This is a genomic window from Streptomyces sp. NPDC001549 (genome assembly GCF_042894025.1).
Classification (GTDB): Bacteria; Actinomycetota; Actinomycetes; order Streptomycetales; family Streptomycetaceae; genus Streptomyces; species Streptomyces kutzneri.
In genome coordinates, this window is record NZ_JBIAVJ010000055.1 from 1 (window position 1) to 24,776 (window position 24,776).

Consider the following 24,776-nt stretch of genomic DNA (forward strand, 5'->3'; position numbering starts at 1 on the left):
ATCAGGCCTTCCTGGAGGCCGACCAGCGCGGTGGCGTGCGTCAGGTTGGGGAAGTACCCGATGCGGACCTCGGAAGCGGAGAGCTTCTTGCCGGCGTCGACACTGGTGTTGGCGGACTTGTCTTCCTCCTTCTTCGCCGCGGAACCGTAGCCGCAGGCGGTGAGCAGGAGGGGAAGGGTCGCTGTGACGGCGATGGCACGCAGGGCGGTGAGCGGTCTTGCGGCAGACACGGAGGTGTCCTTTCACGGGATGGTTTTCAGGGAGGTACGGGGACGGAGGCGGGCGACGCGAAGCCATCGGCGCACACGGAAGCCACTCCCGGCCGTCGGCGGCGGGGTCGCGGTTGCAGGCCGGGGAACGGACATCGGACGTCCGCGCGCGAAGGCACGCGGTCGGTGAGGTCGGCCGAGGGGCCCGCCCGGCGGACGGAGAGCTGACCGGGCAGCGCCCGGTGGTGACCTGCGTGCGGCGTCAGGCCCGGCGAACGATGTCAGCCGGGCTGACAGATGGCGCTGGACGTACGGACCAGGTCGATGTGTCGGCGGGAGGTCAGAGGCGGCATCAGGCCTGCGTGATGCAGTGTTCGCACGGCCACTCCCTGGATTCCTAGTTTCCCCACCTGGTTGGTAGGCATATTGGCAGAGGAGGAGACCCGCCCCAAGGGGTTGTCCGTATCGCGGACGTCGAGATCTCGATATCTGAGAACATGCAGGTGGGGCGCAGGGCGTGAGGTTAGGGATTAGTCCAGGCGCCGGGGGCGTCGGTCAGCGCCGATACGTCGGCGGGCAGGTCCGACGCGGCGACGTCGGCGAGTGTCACACCGTCGAGGATCTCGCGCACGTTGGCCCGCAGTGCGATCCACAGGGGGAGCAGCGCCTGGGCGGGGCCGGTGTAGGACAGGTCCGGCGGGCGGACCCCGCGCACCGAGACGAGCGGTCCGTCCACGACGCGGATCACATCCGCGATGCTGATGGACTGGGCGGGCCTGGCCAGCCGGTAGCCGCCGTTGCCGCCCCGCTGGCTGAGTACGAGACCGCCTCGGCGCATATCGTTCAGGATGCCCTCGAGGAACTTGTGCGGGATGTCCTGAGCGTCGGCGATGGCCTCTGCCTTCACCGGCCCGTCATCCTGTGACGCGGCAAGCTGCAGCGCGGCACGTACCGCATAGTCCGCCCTGGCTGAGATCCGCATACGGACATTATCTGGCATGGCTGGGGCGGGTGTCCGCCGTGGGTGGCAGTCGGCCGCCGGGAGGGTACGTGTACCCGCCCGGCAGCCGCGGGACAGGTCGCGGGCCGCGACCCGAGCCGACGCTTGCGTCAGCGGAACGCCGCCACCGCGCGGTGGGAGCCGTTGAGGTAGTGCTCGCCGATGGAGCGCAGGCGGTGCGCGGCAGGGCGGTGGGCCGTCAGGACCCGGGCGTTGCGCCAGAAGCGGTCCAGGCCGGGCGCGTCGGCGAGCTCCAGCACCCGGGCGGTGATGCGCAGGGCGGCCTTCGACGTCACGGTCTCGGCCGTGGCGACCAGGGCGGCGACGCCCGCGGCTCCCTCCGCATCGAGGTGCGGCCCCGTGTCGAGGGCCTGCGCCATCACGTCCGTCGCCCGGTCGACCACGGCGGTGGCCGTCTGGGCGGCGGAGGCGAGTTCCCCGTAGGTCAGGAAGAGGTCCGGGTCCTCGCCGGGCAGCCGGTGTGCGCGGCCGCCCCTGCTGAGGTCGCGCGCCTCGGTGAGGGCACCCTCGGCGATGCCGAGGCCGACGTGGCACAGGGCGAGCCGGAGCGCCGGCTCCGCGAGCGCGGTGAAGGGTGCGGTCGACTCCTCGTCGTGCGGCCGGCGGCCCAGCACCTGCTCGGGCGTGACGGTGACCCGGTCGAGGACGACCTCGCCCGCGCCGGCGACGCGCTGTCCGAGGCGATCGTGGGCGGGCTCGACGGTCACGCCCCGTGCGCCGGGCGGGATCCGTACGACCAGGACCTCACCGTTCGCGGCGCAGACGGCGTCGACCACGATCTGGTCGGCGGTGGCCACCGCCGTGTCCACCGCCCGGCGCCCGCTGAGCACGTAGCCGGTGGCGTGCCGCCTCAGCGTGAGGTCCGGTCCATCGGTGTCGTCGTCGGGCCAAGGAGTGCGGACGGCGCCGGTCCACAGCCACTGCTCGCGCACCGACTCCTCTTCGAGGGCGGTCGCGTGCTCGTGACCCGCGTAGAAGCGGCCGCTCCACGTGTGCACGTAGTGGCGGGCGAGTACGTCGCCGACAGAGCTGTCCGCCGCGGCGATCTCCCGTATGACGGCGCATCCGGTACGCCAGTCCGCCCCGCGGCCCGGCCCGGGCGGGGTGAGGGCCGCCGGCAGGCCGGCCTCGCGCAGCCGGGCCGTCTCGTCGGTCGGTTCCTTGCCCGCCTGATCGCGGACGATGGCGTCCGCGGCCAGGTCCTCCGCCACATCGCGGGCGGTACGCAGGAGCGCGCGGTGCCGTGCGTCGGCGGATCGGTGGCCGGCGGTGCCGGGTGTCGTCGGCACCGGCGTCACCGACAGGCCCGAGCGCCGCTGTGTGGCGCGCGGGCTGGGTGGACGGTGGTGCCATGGGGGAAGGCGGTCGTCATGTCGACTGCTCCGGAACATTGTCGGGCGGCGTCGGCCGGTTGCTGGAACGTGTGGGAGGCGCGCGAGGGGTGGGAGGCGGGGGTGGGCGACCGCACTTCACCGCATCCCCACTATTCCCATCGGAGTGATAGGAATACTCCCGCAGCGGCCTCCCCGGCAAGAGCGTGACCGAATGGTGGACAATTCGATCTCGACATGGAAGACGGTGCAGGTCGGAGGCCGGTTTGGAGGCCGGGGCGCAGCCGGACCCGGTGTCAGGGGGTGCGTGAACCCGAGGAGTTCGCCCGATGTGATGGCTGCCAGCACTTTCCTATGCAATCAGTAGGGAAGTGTTGACGCGTGCCCGTCGCACACCTCACCATGTGGCCATGTCCCCGTCGCAGCCGTTGCTCGTACGTCGCAGGCACGTTGACTTCCGTCTCGTCGCCAGCGCCGTCTGCCGACCCGTTTAGGGCTTCTTCGACAGGGCGTTTCCTCGACGCGCGCCGGTGCGCCGGCTGCCGTTTCTCTCTGTGCGCCGCGCTTTCGTGCCCTCGGCCTTCGAGCCGTACGGGTCCGCCAGGCGTACGGTGCGCCGACCCTCCCGCTCGCATCCGTCGCGGAGACCCCTGCCCCGTCGTGGCCGAACACCCGGCATTTCCATCCGACTCCGAGCAGCCGAAGGGGCTCATCGTGACCACCGCACTTCCCGCACCCGCCCTCCGCCGTTCCCCGGCGCCGCGCCTCCAGCTCGTCGGCGACCGTCCGCCCGTCGTCTCCGTCCACGAGCCCGATGGCGGCCGCGTCGGATACCTCGTCTTCCTGCCGGCGAACGTCGACCCGGCGGCGGTGATGAGCGCGCACGGCATACGCCCTGAGACCCGTCCCCTCGTCGAGCCCGGGACGCCTCCGGCCCCCGAGCCGGAACCGGCTCAGCAGCTGGAACCCGACCACTCCGACGACGCCGTCCGGGTCGATCGCGCACGCCGGCTGGTCGAGGTCGACGGGCGCGAACTCGATCTCACCTACCTGGAGTTCGACCTCCTGGCCCACCTCGTGGCGCACCCGTACACGGTTCACACGCGTGATGCCCTCATCTCGGGCATCTGGGGTTACGGGCACATCGGCGACGGCCGTACCGTCGATGTCCACGTGGCCAGGCTGCGCCGCAAGCTCGGCCCCGTCCACCGGGACCGCATTTCCACCGTGCGCCGCGTCGGCTACAGGTACGTTCCCGACCACCGGTAGCCCCCAGGATCGGCCCGGGCCCCAGGCCGGCGCGAGGGCCGGCTCGGCGGGAGCGACGAGTACGAGTACGAGCCCGAGGCCTAGGCAGGGGCGAGCGCTTGGAGCCGGCAGTGGACGTCGACGATTCCTTCGACCGACCGGGTGAGGTGTTCGGCCATCGGGATCATGTCGCGGTCACGGACCTCGCCGGTCAGGGTGGCGATGCCCTGGGAGACGGTGACCCCCACGGCCTTGCGGGAGAGCGGGAAGAGGCGCTCGACGACGCTGTGCCGGATCTCGGCGGCCAGCTCCTCGTCGGTGCGGAGGAAGACCTTGAGGAGATCGGCGCGGCTGACGATGCCCTGGAGTGTGCCGTCGGCGTCGACCACCGGGAGCCGCTTGATGTGGCGGTCCGCCATGAGGCGGGCGGCCCGGGGCAGGGTGGCGTCGGGGCGGATCGTGACCGCGGGGGTCGTCATCAGCTCCTCGGCCCGCGTGGAGCCGGCCTTGGCGGTGTCGCCGAGGCGGCGCATCTGCTCGATCAGGCCGGGGTCGTGCTCGTGGAACTCCTCCTTGGGGAGAAGATCGGCCTCGGAGACCACGCCGACGACGCGCCCCTCGCCTTCGATGACGGGGAGGGCGGTGACCTTCCACCGCTTCATGGCGGCGGCAATGTCCTTGAAGCCGGTCGACGGGGTGACCGCGATGACCTTGGTGGTCATGACGTCGGCGACGGTGTACGGGGTGGAGGTCATGGTGAGTCCTCAGGATCGGGCCGCGGAAGCCGTGCCGTACCAGGCGGGGGAGGTAGCCGCAGTGGTCCGGGTGGGCGTGCGTGATGACGACGGCGTGGAGGTCGGAGGCGTCGCAGGGCAGCTTGTCCCAGTTGCGGCGGCGCAGGTCCGCGACACCCTGGAAGAGCCCGCAGTCGACGAGGATCCGGGCGTGGTCGCTCTCGATCAGGAACTTGCTGCCGGTGACCGTCCGGACACCGCCGAGGAACCTCAGCAGCGCCGGACGGGAGGCGGGAGGCGGGGCCGGCTGGGACATGGCAGCGGCCTCCTTTCGCGGACGGGTGCCGGATTCCACCGTCGCATCCGCCAGGACGCGACAGAGAGAGCCCACTGGTCCCCCGGCAGGGACCGACCGGCCCATGCGGGACGGAGGCCCATGGGCACAGCCTGGCGGTGACCCCTTCCCGCGCAGCATAGAGAGGCAGCAGTCATGAAGGCACTCGTCTTCCAAGGCCCTGGACAGACCTCCTGGCAGGACGTCCCGGACCCCGCGATCAAGGACGCTGCCGACGCGATCATCCGGGTCGACGCCGTCACCATCTGTGGCACCGACCTGCACATCATCAAGGGCGACGTACCCGAGGTGACACCCGGCCGGATCCTCGGCCACGAGGCCGTCGGAACCGTCGTCGAAACCGGCGGCGACGTGCGCAACGTCCGTCCCGGCGATCGCGTGCTGATTTCGTGCATCTCCTCCTGCGGCCGCTGCCGGTTCTGCCGCGAGGGCCACTACGGCCAGTGCCGCGGGGGTGGCGGATGGGTCCTGGGCCACACCATCGACGGCACCCAGGCCGAATACGTCTGCGTCCCCTTCGCCGACCTCTCCGTCCACCCGCTCCCCAGCGCCGTGAGCAGCCACGATGCCGTGCTGCTCGCCGACATCTTCCCGACCTCCTACGAGGTGGGCGTGCTCAACGGCAACGTGCGCCCCGGCGACACGGTGGTCGTGGTCGGTGCCGGACCCATCGGTCTGGCCGCCATCGCCACCGCAGGGCTCTACAGCCCCGGGCGGATCATCGCCGTCGACCTCGCCGCGTCCCGGCTCAGCGCCGCGCGGGACCTCGGTGCCGACGCCACCGCGAACGCGGAGGAGGAGCCCGAGCGGCTGGTGGAGGACCTGACCGACGGGCTCGGGGCGGACGTGGTCATCGAAGCCGTGGGCGTGCCGGAGGCGTTCGAGATGTGTACCCGCATGGTCCGCCCCGGCGGACGCGTCGCCAACATAGGCGTGCACGGGAAGCCCGCCACCCTGCACCTCGAAGACCTCTGGATCAAGGACGTCACCATCACCACCGGTCTCGTCGACACCCACTCCACGCCCATGCTGCTGCGCATGATGGCCGCAGGCCGCCTCCCCGGGGCCGCGATGGTCACCCACCGCTTCGAACTCGGCCAGATGGAAGAGGCGTACGACGTCTTCTCCCGCGCCGGTGAAACCGGCGCCCTCAAGGTCGTGCTCGGCGGACCGCAGCACGACACGGTCGCCGTACCGGCCCAGGAGCGGTGAGTGCCGTGAACAGCACGCCGAGCACCCGCCCCCAGCCGTCCGGCCAGACGGCCGGCCGCACCGACCTCGGCCGCCGCATCGCAGCCCGCCGTACCGCCCTCGGTCTCAGCCGTGAAGAACTGGGCCGCAAGTGCGGAGCCGACGTCCACTACATCACCTACCTGGAGGAACACGCGGCCTCTCCCGCCATCGGCACCCTCGTCCGCATGGCCGACGTACTCGGCGTCACGGTCGACGACCTGACCGGTGCGAGCGCCGACCGCGTCCGCGGCCGTTCCACCGCCCGCCGCGACACCGCGCTGGTCGCACTGGACGAGGACGAGTGCCGCACGCTGCTGGGCACCCACGGAGTGGGGCGCATCGCCGTGTTCACCCCCGAAGGCCCGGCCGTCCTCCCGGTCAACTACCTGATCGCGGGCCCCGACATCGCGTTCCGCACCGCCGCGGAAGCCCTCGCGGCCAGAGCGGCAGGCACCGAGGCCGCCTTCGAGATCGACAACATCGACGACGTCACCGCCGGCGGTTGGAGCGTCTTGGCGGTGGGCGAACTGGAAGCCGTCACGGAGCCCGCAGAGATCCGGCACCTGACGGCCACGGCCCGCTCCCAGCCCTGGGCGGGCGGCCCCCGCACCCACTGGTTGAAACTCACCCCCGTCCGGCTGACCGGCCGTCGCGTGGCGCACGAGCCATGAACGAAGTGGACGCGGTCGTCTTCGACACCGACGGAGTGCTTCTCGCCACGGCGGTCCGCCACGCGGCCGCCTGGAAGGCGGCCTTCGACGGCTGCCTCACGCGATGGCAGCCTTCCCCCGCCGCCGGACCACCACAGGCGTTCGACGCCGTCCGCGAATACCGGGACCTGGTCGACGGCAGGTCCCGCCTCGACGGCGTACGCGCGTTCCTCGCCGCACGCCACATCGACCTGCCTTCCGGGACGCCGCAGGACCCGCCGGGGTGCGCCACCGTCCACGCCGTCGCGGCCCGCAAGGAGCAGATCTTCTCCGAGACGCTCCGGACCCACGGTGTCGACGTCTTCGACGACGTCCGGCCCACGCTCCGGCGGCTGCGCGAGATGAGCGTCCGGTGTGCGGCCGTATCGGCCTCGCGGCACGCCCGCCGCCTCCTGGAGATCACCCGCCTCGACACCCTCTTCGACGCCGTGGTGGACGGTCAGGACGCTGCCGCACTGGCCCTGCCGGGAAAGCCCGACCCCGCCCTCTTCCTGGAAGCCGTGGCCCGCCTCGGCGCGGCTCCGGCGCGGGCCGCCGTGGTGGAAGACGCCCTCGTCGGCGTGGAAGCCGGGCACCGGGGCCGGTTCCACCTGGTCGTGGGACTCGACCGGGACGACGACGCACACGCGGACGAGGCCCTGCTCGCGCACGGCGCCCACCTCGTGCTCCCCGGGCTGACCGGACTGCCGGCCGCCCTCGAAGACGGCCGTGACCCGTGAACGCCCCCTGGCGCTGGGAGTACCACCGCTACGATCCCAAGACCGAGCGGCTGGTCGAGTCCCTGTGCACCCTCGGCAACGGCCGCTTCGCCACCCGGGGGTCGGCCCCCGAGAGCGCCGCCGACGACGTCCACTACCCGGGCACGTACCTGGCCGGCTGCTACGACCGGCTCACCTCCACCGTCGCCGGGCGAAAGACGTCCAACGAGGACATGGTCCGGCTGCCCGACTGGACCGCCCTGCGCTACCGCTGCCTGCCCGACGGCGCACCACCCGGCGACTGGCTCACCCCTGACCACCCGACCCTCCGCCACTGTCGCGTCACACTGGACCTGCAGGCGGGAACGCTCACCCGGCGCATGCTCTTCCACGACACCGAAGGCCGCCGCCTGGGCGTCACCCACACCCGTCTCGTCCACATCGGTGACCCCCGTCTCGCCGCACAGCGCACCGTCCTCAGCGCATACGGCTGGCACGGCAGGATCGAGATCCGGTCCGTGCTCGACGGAGACGTCACCAACGCGGGCGTGGACCGCTACCGCGCGCTGGCCGGGCAGCACCTCGTCGAGCACCGGGCCGGAGTGGAGGCGGAAGGCACTGCCTGGCTGGCCTGTACCACCGCCACCTCACGGCTGCGGATCGGGCTCGCCGTCCGCACCTGGGCACGGCCTCCGGCGCCCGTCGGGAGGGCCTGTACGGCCACCCTGGCCCGGCAGACGTTCGTCCTGCCGGTCCGGCGCGCGGAGCCGGTGGTGGTCGTGAAGACCGCGGCCCTGTTCACCTCGCTCGACCGCCCCTGGGACGACCCCGTGAGGGGCAGCGTCGAACACGTGGGACACGCTCCGGACTTCTCCACCCTGCTGGCCTCCCACAGGGCGTCGTGGCAACGGCTGTGGAACGAGGGCGAGGTGAAAGCACCGGGCGAGACCGGAGGGGTCCTGCGCCTCCACGCCTTCCACGTCCTGCAGACCCTCTCGCCGCACACCGCGGAACTCGACGCCGGCGTCCCGGCCCGGGGCCTGCACGGCGAGGCCTACCGGGGCCACGTCTTCTGGGACGAACTCTTCGTCCTGCCCTACCTCGCACTGCACTTCCCCGGAACCGCCCGCGCCCTGCTGATGTACCGGCACCGACGCCTCCCCGCAGCCCGGCAAGCCGCGCGCCGGGCCGGAGCGCACGGGGCGATGTTCCCGTGGCAGAGCGGCAGTTCCGGAGCCGAGGAGACACAGCGGCTGCACCTCAACCCGCACTCCGGCCGCTGGCTGCCCGACCACTCCCACCTCCAGCACCACGTGGGCTCCGCCATCGCCTGGAACGTGTGGCGGTACGGCGAGGCCACCGGCGACACCGGTTTCATGCACGGCCCCGGCGCCGAACTCCTCCTGCACATCGCCCGCTTCTGGGCCGGCGCCGCGAGCTGGGACACCGGCCTCGGCCGGTACCGCATCCGCGGCGTCGTCGGCCCGGACGAGTACCACGACGCCTACCCGGACGCCCCCGCGCCCGGCATCGACGACAACGCGTACACCAACGTCACGGCAGCGTGGGTGCTCGCCCGCGCCCTCGACCTGTACGGAACGCTGCCCGCGGCCAGACGCGCCGAGCTCCGCGCGCAGCTGGCCGTCAGCCCGGACGACCTCCGCGACTGGGAAGACGTCTCGCGCCGCTTGTTCGTGCCGTTCCACCGTGACGTGATCAGCCAGTTCCAGGGCTACGGCGACCTTGCCGAGCTGGACTGGGACGCCTACCGCTCCCGCTACCACGACATCCGCCGCCTCGACCGGATCCTGGAGGCGGAAGGTGACACGCCCAACCGCTACCAGGCGTCCAAGCAGGCCGACACCCTCATGCTCGGCTACCTCTTCCGCCCCGCGGAACTCTCCCGCCTGTTCTTCCACCTCGGCTACCGCCTGGACGACGAGCTCTGGCGGCGGACGATGGCGTACTACCTGCGGCGCACCTGTCACGGCTCGACGCTCAGCAGCCTCGTCCACGGCTGGATCCTCATGCGGCAGCAGGGCGAGGGCGCGTGGCGCTACTGCCAGGAAGCCCTGCTCGGCGACGTCACCGACATCCAGGGAGGCACCACCGGCGAGGGAATCCATCTCGGCGCCATGGGCGGCACGCTCGACCTCGTCGAGCGCGGCATCGTCGGCCTCGATCCCGGGACGGACGGCCTGCACGTCGACCCGGTACCGCTCTCCGAGGTACCGGCCTCCTCGTTCTCGGTGTGCTACCTCGGACACCGGGACGTCCGCATCAGCTTCCGGCCCGGACGGATCGGCATCAGGGTGCCGCCGTCCCCGCTGGGCCCCGTGCCCCTCGTTCTGCCCGGAGACAGGCGAGAGAGCGTTTCAGCAGGTCAGGAAAGGTGGTTCCGCTTGTCCCAGCACTAGAAGGAGTCCGCCGGCATCCGCCGGTTCGGGCAGCGTTCGCGGCTTCGGCCGCTCCGCACGGCGGGGCGTACCCGCCTCGCACACTGCGGTTGTACAGCCATCGAAAGGGTGAGCCGGGATGGACGAGCAGCTGGAGATTCCGAGGGTCGTCGTGGGTGTCGACGGATCGCCTTCGTCCCAGGCCGCGCTGCGCTGGGCGGTCCGGTACGCGGGCCTGGTGGGCGGGAAGGTGGAAGCAGTGACTGCCTGGGACCTGCCCGGCGCCGGAACGTGGTCGGCTCCCGCGGTCGACGCCGACTTCGACGAGGAGGAGGCCGAGCGGCGCCTGGTGGAGGAGGTCCGCACGGTCCTCGGTGAGGGCGGTGCCTCCCAGGTCCACGAGCGCCTGGTACGGGGCAATCCCGCCGAGGTTCTGGTGGACCAGGCAGTGGGTGCCGACATGCTGGTCGTGGGCAGCCGCGGCCACGGCGGCTTCCGCCGGGCCCTGCTCGGTTCGGTGAGCCAGCAGGTGGCACTCCATGCCTCCTGCCCGGTCACGATCGTCCGGCCGGACGGACCCGCCGAGTAGTTCCCTGCCGGGCTCCGGGCTCCGGGCTCCGGGCTCCGGGTTCCGGGTTCCGGGCGAGCGGGTGAGGACGTGGGCGGCACCGAGGCGAGCCGTTGTCGGCGAGGACCGAATGGCCTTCGCCGGGATCCGTCCGGCCCATGCGGTACCGCCCCGGGTTGCGTGACAGTGACAACAGACCTTCATCACGCCGCCGAGGAGTACCCGTCATGAGCACCAAGCGAGTTCTGATCGCTTACGGCACCAAGCACGGTGCCACCGCAGGCATCGCCGAGCAGATCGGCGAGACCCTCCGCGAGGACGGTCTGGATGCCGTTGTCCTGCCCGCCGACCATGTTCGGGACGTCCGCGCCTACGACGCCGTCGTTCTCGGAGGTTCCCTGTACGCCGGGCACTGGAGCAGCAAGGCCAAGCACTGCGCGGAACGCAACGCGGAGTCCCTCAGGCACCGGCCGGTGTGGTTGTTCAGCAGCGGCCCGCTCGACCGTTCCGCCGACGAACATGACGTCCCTCCGGTCGCGGCCGTCGCCCGGCAGATGCAGCTCATCGGGGCGCGCGAGCACATGACCTTCGGCGGCAGCATCACGGCCCGGACCCCCGGGTTCCTCGCGAAGGCACTGACCCGCCAGGGCAAGGGCGGCGACTTCCGCAATCCCGAGCGGATCCGGACCTGGGCGCACCACATCGGCGCCGAGCTCGCCGCCTGAGCCGGCGGCCCGGCACGCACACAGCACGGAGGCGCGTCATGCATCACCGCAGGCCGGGGAGGGAGCGCAATCCGCTCAGGCGCGACGCCGACCGCACCCGCGCCCGCCTGCGTGCCGCGTTCATGCTGGCCTGCCTGCTGGCCGTGATCTGCGGCGTCGCGGTCGGACGCAGCGCCTGGACGGACGCCGGTCGCGCCGCGGCAGAGATCGCACGCCACCGGTACTCCGTCACGGCAGTGACCGTCGGCGAAACCACCTACCGGGCCGGGCCGGGGCCGACCACCCGCCCTGTCCCGGTGGCTCCCGCGACCTGGCGCGACACCTCCCACCGCGTCCACACGGAAACCGTGCCGGTCCCGGCAGCGACCCGAAACGGCGAAACCGTCCGCCTCTGGATCGACGACCAGGGCGATGCGACCACCGCCCCGCCCGGCACGGCCCACATCGCGCTGAACGCCATCAGCCTCGGCACCGGCGCCGCGGCCGGAATCATGCTCGCAGCCGGCGCAGCCGTCCACGCACGCCTGCGGATCGTCGACGCACGCAGCGGACGGGCATGGGCAAGCGAATGGGCGAGCGTCGAGCCCCGGTGGTCCGGCCGTCTGCGACCCGGACAGGGAAGCGGCGATGACTGAGACCGCCACCGCTCCTGAACCCGTGGAGGAACACCATGTCGCACACGACCGAATGGAAGACCCGCGTCTACCTGTTCGAGGAGGACCGCACCACCAAGGTCCGCGTCGAACTCGACACCGGAACCAACCGGCTCACCGGGCACGGCACTGCCCGCTGCAACCCCGAGGACGAGGACGTTCCCGAGATCGGCGACGAACTCGCCGCAGCCCGCGCGCTGGAGGATCTTGCCGCCCAGCTCAAGCGCATCGCCTACGGCGACATGGTGAAGGTCGGGGCCGCGCCGCGGGAGGTGTCGCTCACGCCCTACAGCGGCTGGATGAACGGCGCGGTCAGCTAGTTCTGTGACCAGGCAGGGTGCTCGGGCCGGACCCGGGGACGGGTCACCGCCGGGTGGCACCGCATCCCGGGTACCCGCCGGGCGAACTGCGTTCCACCCGGAACTCTCCGGAGCCGGGACCCTCGGTCTGCCGTCCGCGGTGCAAGGCGCCGCCGTCCCGCGATTCTCCCGCCCTGAGGGGTGGCTACGCGTGGATCTCCAGAACGTCGGCGACAGGGCGGCGGGGTGTGCCGGGTCCGTGGGGCCCGTAGCCGAGGCGCAGGACCATCTGGACCTGGCCCATGACCTCCAGCGGGTCGCGGACCGTCCACCGCAGTTCCGGCCACTCGAGGGGCTGTGAGGTCATCGAGGTCGCCAGGCCGTCGGCGGTCGCCTGGAGGAGGACACGCTCCAGCGCCTGTCCGGCCCGCATCCAGTCGACCCGCGTGTCCGCCGGGGTGCCCAGCAGAGCCAGCTGCGGCCGCTTCTCGAACACGGCCCAGCCGCGATCCGCCGCAGGACGGTCGCGGCCGAAGTCGCGTACGGGGGACGGGCCCGCGGAACTGCGCGGACCGAACGCGGTGGCGGGAATGCCGTCACGGCGCGTTCCGGCGGTTCCGGTCGGGGCATGTGGATCGGCAGCCCAGGCAGAGGTCTCGGCCCGGACGAGCGGATCGATGTCCTCCCGGTGCTCTGCGTCCCGCACCAGCCCGAGCACGGTCTCGATGTGCCAGTCGCCCGGGACGGTCAGCCGGCAACCCTCCAGACGGGCGGCGCTCTTCAACCCGTCCATGAGAGCGTCCGGCACCGGCTCGTCACCGAACGGGAAGCGGCTGGTGTGCCGCCGCCGGAGAGCGGAATGCAGGGCGGCGAGCTCGTGCTCTTCGTCGGAGGGCCCGTCGAGTGCCGCCGTCGCCAGCAGCCACGGCCGGGAGCCGTCGGGCAGCAACCGCACGCGAGCCCGGAGTCCGTGGTGGACCGCGGACACGCGCAGGTTGAACAGGGCAGCCGCACAACCTAGGTGGAGAGCCCGGTGATGGGGATCGGTCCGTGTCATGGCACGGTCCGGATCGCCGTGCAGCTCGAGGACATTGCCTTCAGGGCTGAACACGAATTTCCACGGTTGCGCGTTGTGCATGGACGGGGCGGTGACGGCGTCGCCGACGAGCTCGGCGACGGTGCCGGGGGCGAGGATGGTTGCGGTCACGGGACTGTTCCTGTCTGTGCGGCCTCAGTCGTGTGCCACGACGGCGACCGGTGAGCGGGCGTGGTGCATCACCGCGTGGGTGACGGGCCGATGCGGGTACCGAGCGGCCGCGCGCGCGGCCCGGTCGGCCGCGGCGCCGACGGCGCCCGGTCCGGCCGGACCCACCGTGATCCGGTTCGGCATGGCGTTCCTCCTGTGGCCGATCGGCTCTTCCAGGCTCCGCCGTGCGCCGTGCTCCGGGTAGGGCCCGAGCGGCCCTATCCGGGACCGAACGGCCTAGCCCCAGGTCAGCTCTGCCCGGCTCCGGACGCGGGGACGGGGAAGTCCGCCTTCACGTCCACCACGCCGGGTACGGTGCCGACAGCGCGCACGACGGCGTCCTCCAGCGTCGGCTCCGGCAGCGAACCGTAGAGGTAGACGACACCGTTGGCCACGTGGACGTGGACTTCGACGGAGTTCCGTGGAATCAGCTGATACGTGATCATCTCGCGGATCTCGGCGGCGATGTCGGCGTCGGGGCGCAGGTAGACCTTCAGCAGGTCACCGCGGCTGACGACGCCGGTCAGGCGGCCGTCGCCGTCGACGACGGGAAGGCGTTTCAGGTGGCTGTGGGCCATCAGACGGGCCGCTGCGGGGATGGCGGCGTCCTTCGTCACGGTCACGGCGGGGCGGGTCATCAGCCGCTCTGCGGTGGTGACGCCCGCGGTGCCGGTGCCCTGTTCCTTGAGCAGCAGGTCGGCTTCTGAGACGACACCGATGACGCGGCCGTCCCCGGACAGGACGGGCAGGGCGCTGACGTTCCACATGCGCAACGCTTCCACGATGTCCTTGAACGCTGTCCCATGGTCGAGGGAGACCGCGGCGTGGGTCATGACGTCATCAACGATTCGAAGGTGTTTCATGGCCTCTGCTCCATCAAGGGGGTGCTCCAGCCGTCTACTCGTGGGCGACGACGGCCACCGGAGCGGCAGCATGGTGCAGGACGGCGTGGGCGACGGAGCCCAGGTGCGTTCCGAGGGGAGAGCTGCGCAGGTGGCGTCCGATGACGACGAGTCCGGCGTCCTGCGAAGCCCGGACGAGTTGGCCGCCCGCGGATCCCATGAAGACGCTGTGGCTGACGTCCACGTCCGGGAACTTGTGCCGCCAGGTCAGCAGCATGTCGTCCACCATGTGCGTGATGCTCCTGCCGATGTCCCGCTCGTCGTCCGGGTCGAAGAACGGGACGTACGTGTACGCGAGCGGCATCTTCCAGCCGTGCACGGCCCGTAGTGCACAGTCCCGCCGGGCCGCCTCTTCGAAGGCGAAGGCGAGCACACGGTCGCACGATTCGTGGATGTCGACCCCCACGACGACTTCGGAGCCGGAGCCGGAGCCGGAGCCGGAGGCGGTCCGAGGGCCGTCCGGGGCGTCGGCGATCCGGACCATGACGACCGGGGTGTCCGTGGCCACGAGGGCGGACATCGCGACCGAGCCGACGAGGAACCCGGCCAGCCCGCCCAGGCCTCGCGAGCCCAGGACGAGCAATCCTGCGTCGGCGGCCTCGGCCGCGAGGGCCGCTGCCGGCCGGGCCGCCGGACAGCGAGTCGTGATCTCCAGCCGGGGATGGCGTTGGTGCAGCTCCTCCGCGGCCTCCGTCAGGGCCTGGTCGGCCCAGCGATCCACGTCCTGGCGGCCCAGACCCGGAAACACCGGGTCCAGGGGCCAGTCGACGGCGTGGACGAGACGCAGGGGTACGTGTCTCAGAGCGGCTTCTTGTGCGGCCCAGCGCGCGGCCGCCCGGCTCTCGGGGGAGCCGTCGACTCCGACGGTCACGTGGTTCTTCATGGCTGCAGCCTCTCCCATCCCGGTCGGCACCTCTTCACCACGGCTGCGCATCGCGTGCGTGGCCGGCGTGCGTGGCCAGTGTGTCGTCGGTTCGGGCTCCGACGTGCGATGCCACAGCGACGACTCCATCGAGCCGTTCGACGAGGCTGAGGAGCGCAGCCAGCTGACTCCGGCGTTCGACGCGGCCGTTCAGGGTGACGAAGCCGTCCACCACGTGGACGTCGATGTCGCCGGTCGGCACGCCGAGTACCTCGGTGAGGACCTCGTCGGTGACTCGCCGGCGTATCTCGGAGTCGGGGCGGACGAACAGGCGCAGCAGGTCCCTGCGGGTGACGATGCCGACCAGCCGGTCCTCCTCGTCCACGACGGGCAGCCGCTCGATGCCCCGGCGGGTCATCAGCCGGGCGGCGTCGGCGGCGGTCGCCTCGGCGTGGACGGTGACCGCGGGCGTGGACATGACGTCTCCGGCGTTGGGCGGCCCTGCCGGTGGAACGGCCGGCCGGGCCGGGCGCGGGTCCGGCGCCACGTGGGCCAGGATGTCCGTCTGCGAAACGACACCCACCACCCGGTCCTCGTCGTCCAGGACGGGCAGCCCGGAGACGCCGTACTGGGCGAGGAGCTTGGCGACATCCTTGAAGGCGGTCTCCGGGGCCACGGAGACGACTTCGTCGGTCATCAGATCCGCCACCTTGATGTGTTTCATGACGCCCTCCTGCTCCGCCGTGTCGTGCGAGGCATGTGTCCGAGTCGGGTGTGCCCCCACCATCCGCCGGTGCCCGCCCCCGATCGAGGGCCGAACGGCCCCGTCCGGGGGCCGTACGGGCCATGCGGGCCGGAGGAACGGGGCGGTGCCGGGGCGGATGGGGACCATTGGTCCCGATCGTGGTCCCGTGCGGCCCTCTGCACCGGGCGCTGACGGTGCCAGCGTGAGTGGTGTCCGCATCGGCTTCTCGGTTGGGAGGAACCGTGGAATACACATTCCGCACCCCGGACACAAGCACGGTGGTCGTCGGCGTGGACGGCTCGGACACAGCCCGCGCCGCTGCCATGTGGGCAGCGGGGGAGGCCGTACGCCGCGACCGCCCCCTGTACATCGTCTACGGGGCCGACATCGACGGCAGGGCGCTGTACCTGTCGGCGGAGACCGTCGAACGGGTCCGCACCAACGGCCGGCAGCTCTTGGACGACACGGCGAAGGCTGTGACGGACGAGTACCCCGGTCTGCACGTGAGCACGGAGTTCAGCCGCGCGGACGCCGCCCACAGTCTGCACCAGGCCGGAGCCCTGCACGGCACGATCGTGGTGGGCAACCGCGGCCTGGGCGGCTTCAATTCCCTCATGCTCGGCTCGGTCGGCCTGGACGTCGCCGCTGCCGCCATGACCCCGGTCGTCGTCGTCCGCGGCATCGACGGGGCAGAGGAGACCGGCACCGTGCTCGCCGCCGTCCGTGACGAGCACGACCTTCTGTACGCCCGGTACGCCGCGCGCGAGGCCGAACTGCGCAAGGGATCCCTCCGGCTCCTGCACGTGTGGAACGTGATGGAGTCCGTCGGCGAAGTGGTCAGCATGCTCGACGGCGTCGACGCGATCGCAGGTGCGCACGCAGACGCCCTCCGGGCCGTCACGGACGGGGTCCGCGACGAGTTCCCCGATCTTGAAGTGCGGGCCGATGCCGAGAAGAGCATCTCCGTCGCCGGCGTCCTGGTCGAAGCCTCCCGCCACGCCGACCTGCTCGTCATGGGCGGCCGCCGTGTCCCCAGCGCCCTCGGACTGGCCCGCAACCTGGGCAGGGCCACGCACAGCGTGCTGCACCACGCGCACTGCCCCGTCCTGCTCATCCCCCGAACCGGCAGCGACTTCGGGGCCCGGTCATGACCGGCCCCCGAAGCCGTGACGTCGTCGTCGGTATCGACCCGGCCAGGAACTGGCACCTGCCCCTGGCCTGGGCCGCCGACGAGGCGCAACGCCGTAGGCTCCCCCTGCGTCCGGTGCTCGCGGTGCCGCCCCGGCACGACACCCACCACGTCGACGGCACACCTGACCGGACAGCCCTGCGGCGGGCGGCAGCCGACAGGCTCGAACAGGCCTGCGGCTGGGTACGCGACCGGCATCCGGAAGTGGAGGTCACCGGCGATCTGCTGGAAGGGTTCCCCGCTCCTGTACTGGGCGGCGTGGCCCAGGACGCCCGCTTGGTCGTCCTGGGCTCCCGGCACCTGAGCCGCACCGCCGAGTTCCTCAGCGCCGGATCCACCGTGGTTCCCGTGAGCGCCCAGGCCCGCTGCCCCGTCGTCGTCGTGGGCGACGCGGAGCACATCAGCCAGCAGCCGCCGTACGTCGTCGTCGGCATCGACGGCAGCGCGTCCGCCACCGCCGCGCTGGCGTTCGCCTTCGACGAAGCCGATCTGCGCGGAGCCGCGCTCCGGGCCGTCTGCGTGTGGCAGCGGCCGGTGTTCACGCTGGACGACAAGGAGGTGGCTCTGCGGGCCCAGCGCACCTTGCTCTCCGAGGCCACCGCCGGCCTGTCGGACAAGTACCCGGACGTGCACGTCACCCACGAGGTCCTGACCGGCCACCCCGTCGAGGAGCTGGCACGCGGGGCCGAGCATGCCCTGGCCGTCATCGTGGGCCGCCGCGGCCGCGGCGGATACACCGGCATGCGGCTCGGTTCCGTCGTCCACGGACTCCTGCACCGGGCGCACTGCCCGGTGATCACCGTACCGGCGGAGTGAAGGCGGCCATGAGCAGTCGCACCACCGACGCGCCGCCTGCCGGCTCCCTGGCGGGGCCGGGGCCGGGGCTGACGCAGGCCGAAGCCGGGCGGCGGCTGGCCCGGTACGGGCGCAACGAAGTGGAACCGCCGCGGCCCACGCCGCTCCACCGGCGGGTGCTGGCGCAGCTGCGTGACCCGCTGATCCTGGTGCTGCTGGGAGCGGCGCTGCTGACCATCGTGATCGGGGACCATCCGGACGCCGTCGTCATCGGCCTGGTGGTCGTCTTCAACACCACCGTGGGAGTGGCGCAGGAGGTCCGGGCGGACCACGCCGTTGCCGCGCTCTCCGCCCTCTCGGCCCCGCACGCGAGGGTGCTGCGGGACGGAACCCCGCATGAGGTGTCGGCAGCGGTCGTGGTGCCGGGTGACACCCTGCTCCTGGGGGAGGGGGACGTGGTCGCCGCGGACGCCGATCTCACCGACGCGACCGCGCTCCTGGTCGACGAATCCATGCTCACCGGCGAATCCGAACCCGTGGACAAGGCCGCGAACGACACGATCAGTGCCGGCACGGTCATCGTGCGCGGCCGGGGTGCGGCCACTGCGACTGCCACCGGATCCGCCAGTGCCCTCGGCCGGATCGCGGCGCTGCTCGACACAGGCCGCGAGCCCACCCCTCTCCAGCGCCGCCTCGCCTCCCTGGGCCGCGTCCTGGCGGCCGTCACCCTCGCCCTGTGCGTGCTGTTCTTCGCCCTGGGCCTGGTCCGCGGCCTCAGCGTGAGCACGATGGCCGTCACCGCCATCAGCCTGGCCGTCGCCGCGGTGCCGGAGTCCCTTCCGGCCGTGGTCACCCTCGCCCTCGCTCTCGGGGCGCGCCGGATGGCGGCGCGCAACGCTCTCGTCCGACGCCTGCCGGCAGTCGAAACCCTGGGCTCGGTGAGCGTGCTGGCCACGGACAAGACGGGCACGCTCACCGAGGGCCGCATGGTGGTCCAGCAGCTGTGGGTGCCCTCCGGCGTCGCGGACGTGTCCGGCACCGGCTACGAACCGACGGGCGACCTGACCCGCGCGGGGAACTCCTTGTCACCCGAGCGGCTCCGCCCGCTGCAGGAGCTGCTCACGACGGCGGCCCTGTGCAACGACGCGAGTCTGCGGCCGCCCCGTCAGGGTGCCGATGCGTGGAGGGCCGTGGGCGATCCCATGGAGGCGGCGCTGCTGGCAGCCGCTGCCAAAGCAGACTGCCCGGACCAGGCTGTGCTGCGACAGATCTGCCCCCGGTTCGCGGAGGCGCCCTTCGACAGCCTGCGCAAGCGGATGACCACCCTGCACCACCTTCCCGACGGGAACGTGCTCGTGTGCCTCAAAGGGGCGCCGGAGGCGGTCCTGATGTCCACGGTGCTCACCGAGCCCCCGGAGCTCCTGGACCGGGCCCGTCGCCAGGCTGCGCTCCTGGCCGCCCGGGGATTCCGCGTCCTGGCCGTGGCAGGGGCGGAGCGGCTCGTGTGGGACCTGCCCGCTGATCAGGCCGAGCACGGACTGAACCTCCTCGGCCTCGTCGCGATCAGCGACCCCCCGAAAGCGGCGGCCGCCACGACCCTGGAGGCGTGCCGCGCGGCGGGCATCACCCCCGTCCTGATCACCGGCGACCACCCGGCGACCGCCCACGCCATCGCCGTACGCACCGGCCTGGTCGAGGACGGACCCGCCGGTGAGGTCATGACCGGCCCCGAGCTGGCCGCGGCCCCGGACACCGACCTGACCGGGGTCCGTGTCTTCGCCCGGACCGATCCGCAGCAGAAGCTGGACATCGTCCGCGCCTGGCGCGCCCGGGGCGCCGTCACCGCCATGACCGGGGACGGGGTCAACGACGGTCCCGCGCTCCGCCAGGCCGACATCGGCGTGGCCATGGGTGCCCGCGGCACGGAGGTGGCCCGGCAGGCGGCGGACCTGGTGCTCACCGACGACGAGCTCTCGACCGTGGTCACGGCCGTCGAGGAAGGGCGCCGCGTCTACGACAACATCCGCCGCTTCCTCGTCTACGCCATGGCCGGCGGCACCGCCGAGATCCTGGTGATGCTGGCGGGCCCCCTCCTCGGCCTGCCCCTGCCGCTGCGCGCAGGTCAGATCCTGTGGATCAACCTCCTCACCCACGGTCTGACCGGGGTGGCGATGGGCGCGGAACCTGTCAGTCCGCAGGCCATGCACCGCCCGCCCCGACCCCCTGGACAGCACATCCTGGCCGCGGGCGTGTGGCAGCGCCTCCTCGTTCTCGCCGCGGCCGTGACGGCGTGCAGCCTGGCCGCCGGCGTCGTCGCGCGTGCCATGGACCTGCCCTGGCAGAGCGTGCTCTTCCTGGCTCTGCTCGCGGCTCAGCTGGGCGTGGCCCTGGGCCTGCGGGCCCGGCTGTGCACCACGCAGAACCTCTTCCTCCCCGCCTCCGTGGCAGCCTCCGCCCTTCTGGCGACGGCCGCCCTGTACGTTCCCGCGCTGCAGTCCCTGCTGGACACCGAGCCCGTGGGCCGGACCGGCGCGGGACTCGCTCTCGCGGCCGCCCTCGCGGCATTCCTCGCCGCCCGGCTCATGCGGGGCGCGTTCCACGGAAAGGCATGACCGTGCAGACGTACGCACCCGGACACGGCCTGCACGCCGAGTCGCTCATGGCCCACCGTATGCAGCAGCAGCACCCTGCCCGGCGGGAACTCCGTTCCCGCCGGGACTACGGTGAGGGAGGTGACGCTCCACCGTTCCCGTCGGCCGGAGGTGGGACATGTGCGCAGACGGCCGGCCCGCCCAGGGTGGCGTGCCACGGCTGCGGCTGGACGAGCTGCTCGACGAGCTCCAGGCACGGATGGACGAGGTCCGGGGCACCCGCGACCGGCTGAACGGCCTGCTCGAGGCCGTCATGTCGGTCGGCCGTGAGCTGGACCTGCCCCAGGTCCTGCGCGGCATCGTCGAGGCCGCCGTCGTCCTCGTGGACGCCGAGTACGGCGCCCTCGGTGTCATCGGCGACGACCGAAAGCTGGCGGAGTTCCTGCCCGTCGGCATCACGGACGACCTCCGTGCGCAGATCGGCGAACTGCCCTCGGGCCACGGCATCCTCGGCGAGCTGATCCGGCACCCGGAAACCCTGCGACTGCCCGAGCTGTCCGAGCACCCCGCCTCCTACGGCTTCCCGGCCCACCACCCGCCGATGCACTCCTTCCTCGGCGTCCCCATCCGTGTGCGCGAGGACGTCTTCGGCAACCTCTACCTCACCGAAAAGCGCGGCGGCGTCGCCTTCGACGAGGAGGACGAGGCGGTCCTGTCCACCCTCGCCGTCGCCGCCGGCATCGCCATCGAGAACGCCCGTCTCTTCGAAGAGGTCCGCCTGCGCGAGCGCTGGCTGGCCGCCAGTTCGGACATCACCAGCGCTCTGCTCTCCGGCGCCCCCCAGGACGAGGTCCTCGCAGGCATGCTGGCGCGGGCCATGGACATCACCAGAGCCGACATGGGTGTCTTCTACCTGCTCGGACCATCCGGAGAACTGTGCGGCTCCCTGGCCCTGGGAGACGGCGCCGAAGCACACCGGGGCATCGTCCTGCCCAGCACCGCCGGGACCCTGGCCGAGGCCGCCGTGGCGAAGGAAGGGCTGATCACGGTCGCGGACGTGGCGACCGACCCGCGCGTCACCGTCCAGCCGGAGCGGTGGACGGGGTTCGGCCCGGCCGTCGCCGTCACCGTCGGCACCAAGGAAAAGCTCAGCGGAATCCTGGTCCTGGCCCGGCGTCACGGCCGCACAGGGTTCGCCACCGCCGAGGTCGCCGCCCTGCCCGGATTCGCAAGCCAGGCGGCCCTCGCCCTCGAACTGGCGGAGCGGCGCCGCGACGCCGAGCAGATGAGCTTGCTCGAAGACCACGACCGCATCGCGCGCGACCTCCACGACCTGGCCATCCAGCGCCTCTTCGCCACCGGCATGACCCTCCAGAGCGCCCAGCGCTTCGTCGACCACCCCCAGGCATCCGAACGCCTGGCCCGCGCCATCGACGACCTGGACGCCACCATCAAGATCATTCGTTCGACCATCTTCGGGCTCCGCGATCACGAGGCGCCCGGCGCGACACCCAAGCTGCGCTCCCGCACGGTCCAGGCCGTGGACGAAGCCGCCGCGGCGCTCGGATTCGCCCCGGCCCCTGCGTGTCCTTGATCGTGGACCTGGGCGGCGATGACGGCTGCCTGGACCCGCCGCTCGACTCCCAGTTTGCCCAGCAGCCGGGAGATGTGGTTCTTGACGGTCTTCTCCGACAGGTAGAGCTGTTTGGCGATCTGGCGGTTGGTGAGGCCGTCGCCGATCAGTTCGAGGACGGCGCGCTCCCGCTCGGAGAGGGCGGCCAGGCGGGTGGCCTCGGGCACTTTGGCGGCCTCGGAGTCGCGCAGTGAGTGCATCAGGCGGGCGGTCGTGGCCGGGTCGAGCATGGACTGCCCGGTGGCCACCGTACGAATGGCGGACACCAGGTCGGACCCCTTGATCTGCTTCAGCACGTACCCGGCGGCCCCTGCCATGATCGCGTCCAGCAGGGCGTCCTCGTCGTCGAACGACGTCAGCATCAGGCAGGCCAGGTCCGGCATGCGGGAGCGCAGCTCCCGGCAGACCGTGATTCCGTCACCGTCGGGCAGCCGTACGTCGAGGACGGCGACGTCCGGGCGGAGCGCCGGCCCGCGGGCCAGGGCCTGCTCAGCCGTGCCCGCTTCGCCCACCACGGTGATGTCCGACTCGGCATCGAGGAGGTCCCGCAGCCCGCGCCGGACCACCTCGTGATCGTCGAGGAGGAACACCTTGACGGGGGCCTCCGCGGAGGCACTCGGTACGTCGGACATGTTCGCCGCCTGATCTGGAGGACGCTGCGCATGCTTCCACTCGGATTGTCTCAGGACGGGGTCATGTGCACCGGCCCGGGCCGTTTCCCTGGGCGGCGACACGCATCAACCGGCGATCCGATGATCTGAAGGAAACGGCCTAAGGGCGGAGCATCTCGGTCATGGGCGACTGCGGCGGGATCAGGCCCGGCAGCAGCCAGGGCTGGAAGAGGCTCAGTACCGCGAGTATGAGGAAGGCGGCTCCGACGACCTGCGAGAAGACGGGGCCCAGCCGCCAGAGCTTCTCCACGAAGATCACCACGGCCACCGCGGCCATCGCCAGAACGTTCATGACGCCCAGCGGGACAAGCACGACCATCAGCCCCCAGCAGCAGCCCACGCAGTACGCCCCGTGGTGCGCCCCGACCCGCAGATCGCGGGCCCGGGGCCGGAAGCCCGCGTAGCGCACGAGCTGGCCCATCGGGCTCCGGCAGTGCCGCAGGCAGAGGTCCTTCCACGGGCCGAACTGGTACAGCCCGGCGACCAGGAAGGCCCCGGCGCCGATCCAGCGCCCGGCGCCCGGGTGCTCGTCCACCAGGGCCCCGGTCCCGGCGAGGAGCGCGTAGGCGATCAGGCCGAAGGCCGTCCAGGCCAGCAGGTACCCGCCGACGAACTGGGCGGTACGAGCCACCCGCACGACTCCCGTGGGCGACCGGCGCCCGATGGCCCGCGCCCAGGTGAGGGCCACCGGGGCCACCGACGGGAACATCATGGCGATCATCATGACCAGCCACAGCAGCAGGAACAGCGGGACGCCCATACCCATGGTTCCCGGCTCGACCCCCATGTCACGGGCCTGGTCGACCACCAGCACCCAGGCGAGGAGGGCGATCGACGCCATCACGGACCAGGCGAACGCAAGCTGCCGGGCCGACAGCAGATTTGCCGGACGCAGAGGGGGTGACAGGGCCTTCCGGTCGAGGCGCACACCTCCAGCACATCACGGCGGACCTGCGGGTGCGCGCGGGAACGCGTGTACGTGTGTATGCGGAAAACACCTCCTCCGGGTGACCCCTGCGGTGGGACAATCGGGATGGACACCCGTACGACCCGGGCGTGGGCCGGCGATGGTTCCCGGGGGCTCCGCCGTCCTCCCGAGACCGACGCCCCGGCACGGTCAGGAGGAGGCAGGGAGATGTCCGAGACGACGGCGACCGTTCCCCGGTGGCACGCGGCGGGCGACTGGTTCGACACCTGCAAGTGCAACGTGCCCTGCCCCTGCTCGTTCGCACAGCTGCCCACGCACGGCGACTGCGACGGCGTCCTGGCCTGGCACATCCGCGAGGGCCGTTACGGTGACGTGCGGCTGGACGGCCTGAACGTGCTGATGCTGGCCTCGTTCGTCGGCAACATCTGGGCCGAGCACACGGACACGTACGCCGCGGTCTTCGTCGACGAGCGCGCCGACGACCCCCAGCGCGAGGCACTTCAGATGATCTTCGGTGGGCAGGCGGGCAGTTGGCCCGCCGAGATGGTGGGCATGATGGGCGCCGAAATGCGCGGCATGGAGTTCAGCCCCATCGAGATCGAGGTCGCCGACGACCTCGCGAGCTGGCGGGCCGCGGTACCGGGCCGGGTCGAGGCGAGCGCGGTCGCGCTCACGGGACCCACGACCCCGGAGGGCGCGCGCGTCCAGTCGACCAACCTGCCGGGTGCGGAGACCGGACCGGGCCAGGTCGCGACCTGGGGCCGCTCGACGGTGGACCGCGCCGATGCCCACGGCTTCCTCTGGAGCCGCGAAGGCCGGTCCAGCAAGCACATCACCTTCGACTGGACCGGGCCCGACTAGGGCCTGTGTGGTGTCGTGATCATTCTTGGGTTCTGTCCTGTTCGCGGGGCGGAATCCGGTAGGACTGTGGTCGTGACGCGCAGGCAACTCACCAATGCCCAGTGGAAGTTCATCGAGCCGTACCTGCCGATCGGTAGGTACGGCCCTTACCCGGAGCGGTTGCGGGAGCAGTT

Annotated in this window: 24 protein-coding genes and 3 pseudogenes; 14 read left to right on the forward strand and 13 right to left on the reverse strand. The window is 71.8% G+C overall.

Going from position 1 to position 24,776, the window contains the following annotated elements; genetic code table 11:
- The 4 genes and pseudogenes from ACFY04_RS42475 to ACFY04_RS42490 form a co-directional block, all read right to left on the reverse strand.
- A pseudogene (locus ACFY04_RS42475) lies at window positions 1–230 on the reverse strand (sulfate ABC transporter substrate-binding protein); the annotation flags it as partial.
- A gap of 260 nt (window positions 231–490) precedes the next feature.
- Window positions 491–634: a putative leader peptide gene (locus tag ACFY04_RS42480; RefSeq protein WP_389126352.1), complete on the reverse strand. Its 144-nt coding sequence runs from the start codon at window positions 632–634 to the stop codon at window positions 491–493.
- Between the two features lie 98 nt (window positions 635–732).
- A complete protein-coding gene (locus ACFY04_RS42485) occupies window positions 733–1,191 on the reverse strand; it encodes an RrF2 family transcriptional regulator (RefSeq protein WP_389126354.1) in 459 nt (152 codons plus the stop codon).
- 128 nt (window positions 1,192–1,319) lie between these two features.
- Window positions 1,320–2,519, reverse strand: a complete 1,200-nt coding sequence (locus ACFY04_RS42490; protein ID WP_389126356.1) for an acyl-CoA dehydrogenase — start codon at window positions 2,517–2,519, stop codon at window positions 1,320–1,322.
- A gap of 756 nt (window positions 2,520–3,275) precedes the next feature.
- Here ACFY04_RS42490 and ACFY04_RS42495 point away from each other — a divergent pair.
- Window positions 3,276–3,830 (forward strand): winged helix-turn-helix domain-containing protein, encoded by a 555-nt coding sequence (locus ACFY04_RS42495; RefSeq protein ID WP_389126357.1) that lies wholly within the window; start codon window positions 3,276–3,278, stop codon window positions 3,828–3,830.
- Window positions 3,831–3,910: 80 nt separating this feature from the next.
- Here ACFY04_RS42495 and ACFY04_RS42500 read toward each other — a convergent pair whose 3' ends face one another.
- Together ACFY04_RS42500 and ACFY04_RS42505 are read right to left on the reverse strand one after the other, a co-directional pair.
- A complete protein-coding gene (locus ACFY04_RS42500) occupies window positions 3,911–4,564 on the reverse strand; it encodes a CBS domain-containing protein (RefSeq protein ID WP_389126359.1) in 654 nt (217 codons plus the stop codon).
- A gap of 4 nt (window positions 4,565–4,568) precedes the next feature.
- Window positions 4,569–4,859: pseudogene (locus ACFY04_RS42505) on the reverse strand (MBL fold metallo-hydrolase); the annotation flags it as partial.
- Window positions 4,860–5,033: 174 nt separating this feature from the next.
- Between ACFY04_RS42505 and ACFY04_RS42510 the strand changes: the two are divergent.
- The 8 genes from ACFY04_RS42510 to ACFY04_RS42545 all read left to right on the forward strand — a co-directional run bounded on the left by ACFY04_RS42510 (window position 5,034) and on the right by ACFY04_RS42545 (window position 12,201).
- A complete protein-coding gene (locus ACFY04_RS42510; RefSeq protein ID WP_389126360.1) occupies window positions 5,034–6,110 on the forward strand; it encodes a zinc-dependent alcohol dehydrogenase family protein in 1,077 nt (358 codons plus the stop codon).
- A gap of 5 nt (window positions 6,111–6,115) precedes the next feature.
- Window positions 6,116–6,802, forward strand: a complete 687-nt coding sequence (locus ACFY04_RS42515) for a helix-turn-helix domain-containing protein (RefSeq protein WP_389126362.1) — start codon at window positions 6,116–6,118, stop codon at window positions 6,800–6,802.
- Window positions 6,799–7,560, forward strand: coding sequence for an HAD family hydrolase (locus ACFY04_RS42520; RefSeq protein WP_389126363.1), 762 nt, complete (start codon window positions 6,799–6,801; stop codon window positions 7,558–7,560). The genes ACFY04_RS42515 and ACFY04_RS42520 overlap by 4 nt, the downstream gene beginning before the upstream one ends.
- Window positions 7,557–9,956 (forward strand): glycoside hydrolase family 65 protein, encoded by a 2,400-nt coding sequence (locus tag ACFY04_RS42525; protein ID WP_389126365.1) that lies wholly within the window; start codon window positions 7,557–7,559, stop codon window positions 9,954–9,956. Before ACFY04_RS42520 ends, ACFY04_RS42525 begins: the two co-directional genes overlap by 4 nt.
- A 118-nt stretch (window positions 9,957–10,074) precedes the next feature.
- Entirely contained in the window at window positions 10,075–10,524 is a 450-nt protein-coding gene (locus tag ACFY04_RS42530; protein WP_389126366.1) for a universal stress protein, read from the forward strand.
- Window positions 10,525–10,730: 206 nt separating this feature from the next.
- Complete coding sequence (locus tag ACFY04_RS42535) at window positions 10,731–11,228, forward strand: flavodoxin domain-containing protein (protein ID WP_389126368.1); 498 nt, start codon at window positions 10,731–10,733, stop codon at window positions 11,226–11,228.
- A gap of 38 nt (window positions 11,229–11,266) precedes the next feature.
- Window positions 11,267–11,863: a hypothetical protein gene (locus ACFY04_RS42540; protein ID WP_389126370.1), complete on the forward strand. Its 597-nt coding sequence runs from the start codon at window positions 11,267–11,269 to the stop codon at window positions 11,861–11,863.
- A 35-nt stretch (window positions 11,864–11,898) separates the two neighbouring features.
- Entirely contained in the window at window positions 11,899–12,201 is a 303-nt protein-coding gene (locus tag ACFY04_RS42545; RefSeq protein ID WP_389126371.1) for a DUF1876 domain-containing protein, read from the forward strand.
- A gap of 184 nt (window positions 12,202–12,385) precedes the next feature.
- Here ACFY04_RS42545 and ACFY04_RS42550 read toward each other — a convergent pair whose 3' ends face one another.
- From ACFY04_RS42550 to ACFY04_RS42570, 5 genes are all read right to left on the reverse strand, one after another.
- The gene (locus ACFY04_RS42550) at window positions 12,386–13,387 is read right to left on the reverse strand and encodes an Acg family FMN-binding oxidoreductase (protein ID WP_389126373.1); all 1,002 of its coding nucleotides are present in this window, start codon (window positions 13,385–13,387) and stop codon (window positions 12,386–12,388) included.
- Between the two features lie 24 nt (window positions 13,388–13,411).
- Window positions 13,412–13,570 (reverse strand): hypothetical protein, encoded by a 159-nt coding sequence (locus tag ACFY04_RS42555; protein WP_389126374.1) that lies wholly within the window; start codon window positions 13,568–13,570, stop codon window positions 13,412–13,414.
- A 104-nt stretch (window positions 13,571–13,674) separates the two neighbouring features.
- Complete coding sequence (locus ACFY04_RS42560; RefSeq protein WP_389126375.1) at window positions 13,675–14,289, reverse strand: CBS domain-containing protein; 615 nt, start codon at window positions 14,287–14,289, stop codon at window positions 13,675–13,677.
- 34 nt (window positions 14,290–14,323) lie between these two features.
- Window positions 14,324–15,211, reverse strand: coding sequence for a universal stress protein (locus ACFY04_RS42565; RefSeq protein WP_389126377.1), 888 nt, complete (start codon window positions 15,209–15,211; stop codon window positions 14,324–14,326).
- A gap of 34 nt (window positions 15,212–15,245) precedes the next feature.
- Complete coding sequence (locus ACFY04_RS42570) at window positions 15,246–15,914, reverse strand: CBS domain-containing protein (RefSeq protein WP_389126378.1); 669 nt, start codon at window positions 15,912–15,914, stop codon at window positions 15,246–15,248.
- A 263-nt stretch (window positions 15,915–16,177) separates the two neighbouring features.
- Between ACFY04_RS42570 and ACFY04_RS42575 the strand changes: the two genes are divergently transcribed.
- From ACFY04_RS42575 to ACFY04_RS42590, 4 genes and pseudogenes are all read left to right on the forward strand, one after another.
- The gene (locus ACFY04_RS42575) at window positions 16,178–17,086 is read left to right on the forward strand and encodes a universal stress protein (RefSeq protein WP_389126380.1); all 909 of its coding nucleotides are present in this window, start codon (window positions 16,178–16,180) and stop codon (window positions 17,084–17,086) included.
- Window positions 17,083–17,940, forward strand: a complete 858-nt coding sequence (locus tag ACFY04_RS42580; protein ID WP_389126381.1) for a universal stress protein — start codon at window positions 17,083–17,085, stop codon at window positions 17,938–17,940. The genes ACFY04_RS42575 and ACFY04_RS42580 overlap by 4 nt, the downstream gene beginning before the upstream one ends.
- 8 nt (window positions 17,941–17,948) lie before the next feature.
- On the forward strand, window positions 17,949–20,531 hold the full coding sequence (locus ACFY04_RS42585) for a cation-translocating P-type ATPase (protein ID WP_389126382.1): 2,583 nt from the start codon (window positions 17,949–17,951) through the stop codon (window positions 20,529–20,531).
- A gap of 157 nt (window positions 20,532–20,688) precedes the next feature.
- Window positions 20,689–22,089: pseudogene (locus ACFY04_RS42590) on the forward strand (GAF domain-containing protein); the annotation flags it as partial.
- Here the strand turns inward: ACFY04_RS42590 and ACFY04_RS42595 are convergent.
- Window positions 21,999–22,775, reverse strand: coding sequence for a response regulator (locus tag ACFY04_RS42595; protein WP_389126383.1), 777 nt, complete (start codon window positions 22,773–22,775; stop codon window positions 21,999–22,001). The pseudogene ACFY04_RS42590 and the gene ACFY04_RS42595 sit on opposite strands and share 91 nt — an antisense overlap.
- A gap of 139 nt (window positions 22,776–22,914) precedes the next feature.
- A complete protein-coding gene (locus ACFY04_RS42600) occupies window positions 22,915–23,742 on the reverse strand; it encodes a DUF2182 domain-containing protein (RefSeq protein ID WP_389126385.1) in 828 nt (275 codons plus the stop codon).
- A gap of 207 nt (window positions 23,743–23,949) precedes the next feature.
- Between ACFY04_RS42600 and ACFY04_RS42605 the strand changes: the two genes are divergently transcribed.
- Window positions 23,950–24,603, forward strand: coding sequence for a DUF1326 domain-containing protein (locus ACFY04_RS42605; protein ID WP_389126386.1), 654 nt, complete (start codon window positions 23,950–23,952; stop codon window positions 24,601–24,603).
- The last annotated feature ends 173 nt before the right edge of the window (window positions 24,604–24,776 follow it).

Bases quoted from the DNA above. Each gene is read 5' to 3' on its own strand.
- ACFY04_RS42480 (WP_389126352.1), bottom strand. From the start codon at position 634: ATGCCTACCAACCAGGTGGGGAAACTAGGAATCCAGGGAGTGGCCGTG.
- ACFY04_RS42485 (WP_389126354.1), bottom strand. From the start codon at position 1,191: ATGCGGATCTCAGCCAGGGCGGACTATGCGGTACGTGCCGCGCTGCAG.
- ACFY04_RS42500 (WP_389126359.1), bottom strand. From the start codon at position 4,564: ATGACCTCCACCCCGTACACCGTCGCCGACGTCATGACCACCAAGGTC.
- ACFY04_RS42510 (WP_389126360.1), top strand. From the start codon at position 5,034: ATGAAGGCACTCGTCTTCCAAGGCCCTGGACAGACCTCCTGGCAGGAC.
- ACFY04_RS42520 (WP_389126363.1), top strand. From the start codon at position 6,799: ATGAACGAAGTGGACGCGGTCGTCTTCGACACCGACGGAGTGCTTCTC.
- ACFY04_RS42530 (WP_389126366.1), top strand. From the start codon at position 10,075: ATGGACGAGCAGCTGGAGATTCCGAGGGTCGTCGTGGGTGTCGACGGA.
- ACFY04_RS42535 (WP_389126368.1), top strand. From the start codon at position 10,731: ATGAGCACCAAGCGAGTTCTGATCGCTTACGGCACCAAGCACGGTGCC.
- ACFY04_RS42540 (WP_389126370.1), top strand. From the start codon at position 11,267: ATGCATCACCGCAGGCCGGGGAGGGAGCGCAATCCGCTCAGGCGCGAC.
- ACFY04_RS42545 (WP_389126371.1), top strand. From the start codon at position 11,899: ATGTCGCACACGACCGAATGGAAGACCCGCGTCTACCTGTTCGAGGAG.
- ACFY04_RS42555 (WP_389126374.1), bottom strand. From the start codon at position 13,570: ATGCCGAACCGGATCACGGTGGGTCCGGCCGGACCGGGCGCCGTCGGC.
- ACFY04_RS42560 (WP_389126375.1), bottom strand. From the start codon at position 14,289: ATGAAACACCTTCGAATCGTTGATGACGTCATGACCCACGCCGCGGTC.
- ACFY04_RS42565 (WP_389126377.1), bottom strand. From the start codon at position 15,211: ATGAAGAACCACGTGACCGTCGGAGTCGACGGCTCCCCCGAGAGCCGG.
- ACFY04_RS42570 (WP_389126378.1), bottom strand. From the start codon at position 15,914: ATGAAACACATCAAGGTGGCGGATCTGATGACCGACGAAGTCGTCTCC.
- ACFY04_RS42580 (WP_389126381.1), top strand. From the start codon at position 17,083: ATGACCGGCCCCCGAAGCCGTGACGTCGTCGTCGGTATCGACCCGGCC.
- ACFY04_RS42585 (WP_389126382.1), top strand. From the start codon at position 17,949: ATGAGCAGTCGCACCACCGACGCGCCGCCTGCCGGCTCCCTGGCGGGG.
- ACFY04_RS42595 (WP_389126383.1), bottom strand. From the start codon at position 22,775: ATGTCCGACGTACCGAGTGCCTCCGCGGAGGCCCCCGTCAAGGTGTTC.
- ACFY04_RS42605 (WP_389126386.1), top strand. From the start codon at position 23,950: ATGTCCGAGACGACGGCGACCGTTCCCCGGTGGCACGCGGCGGGCGAC.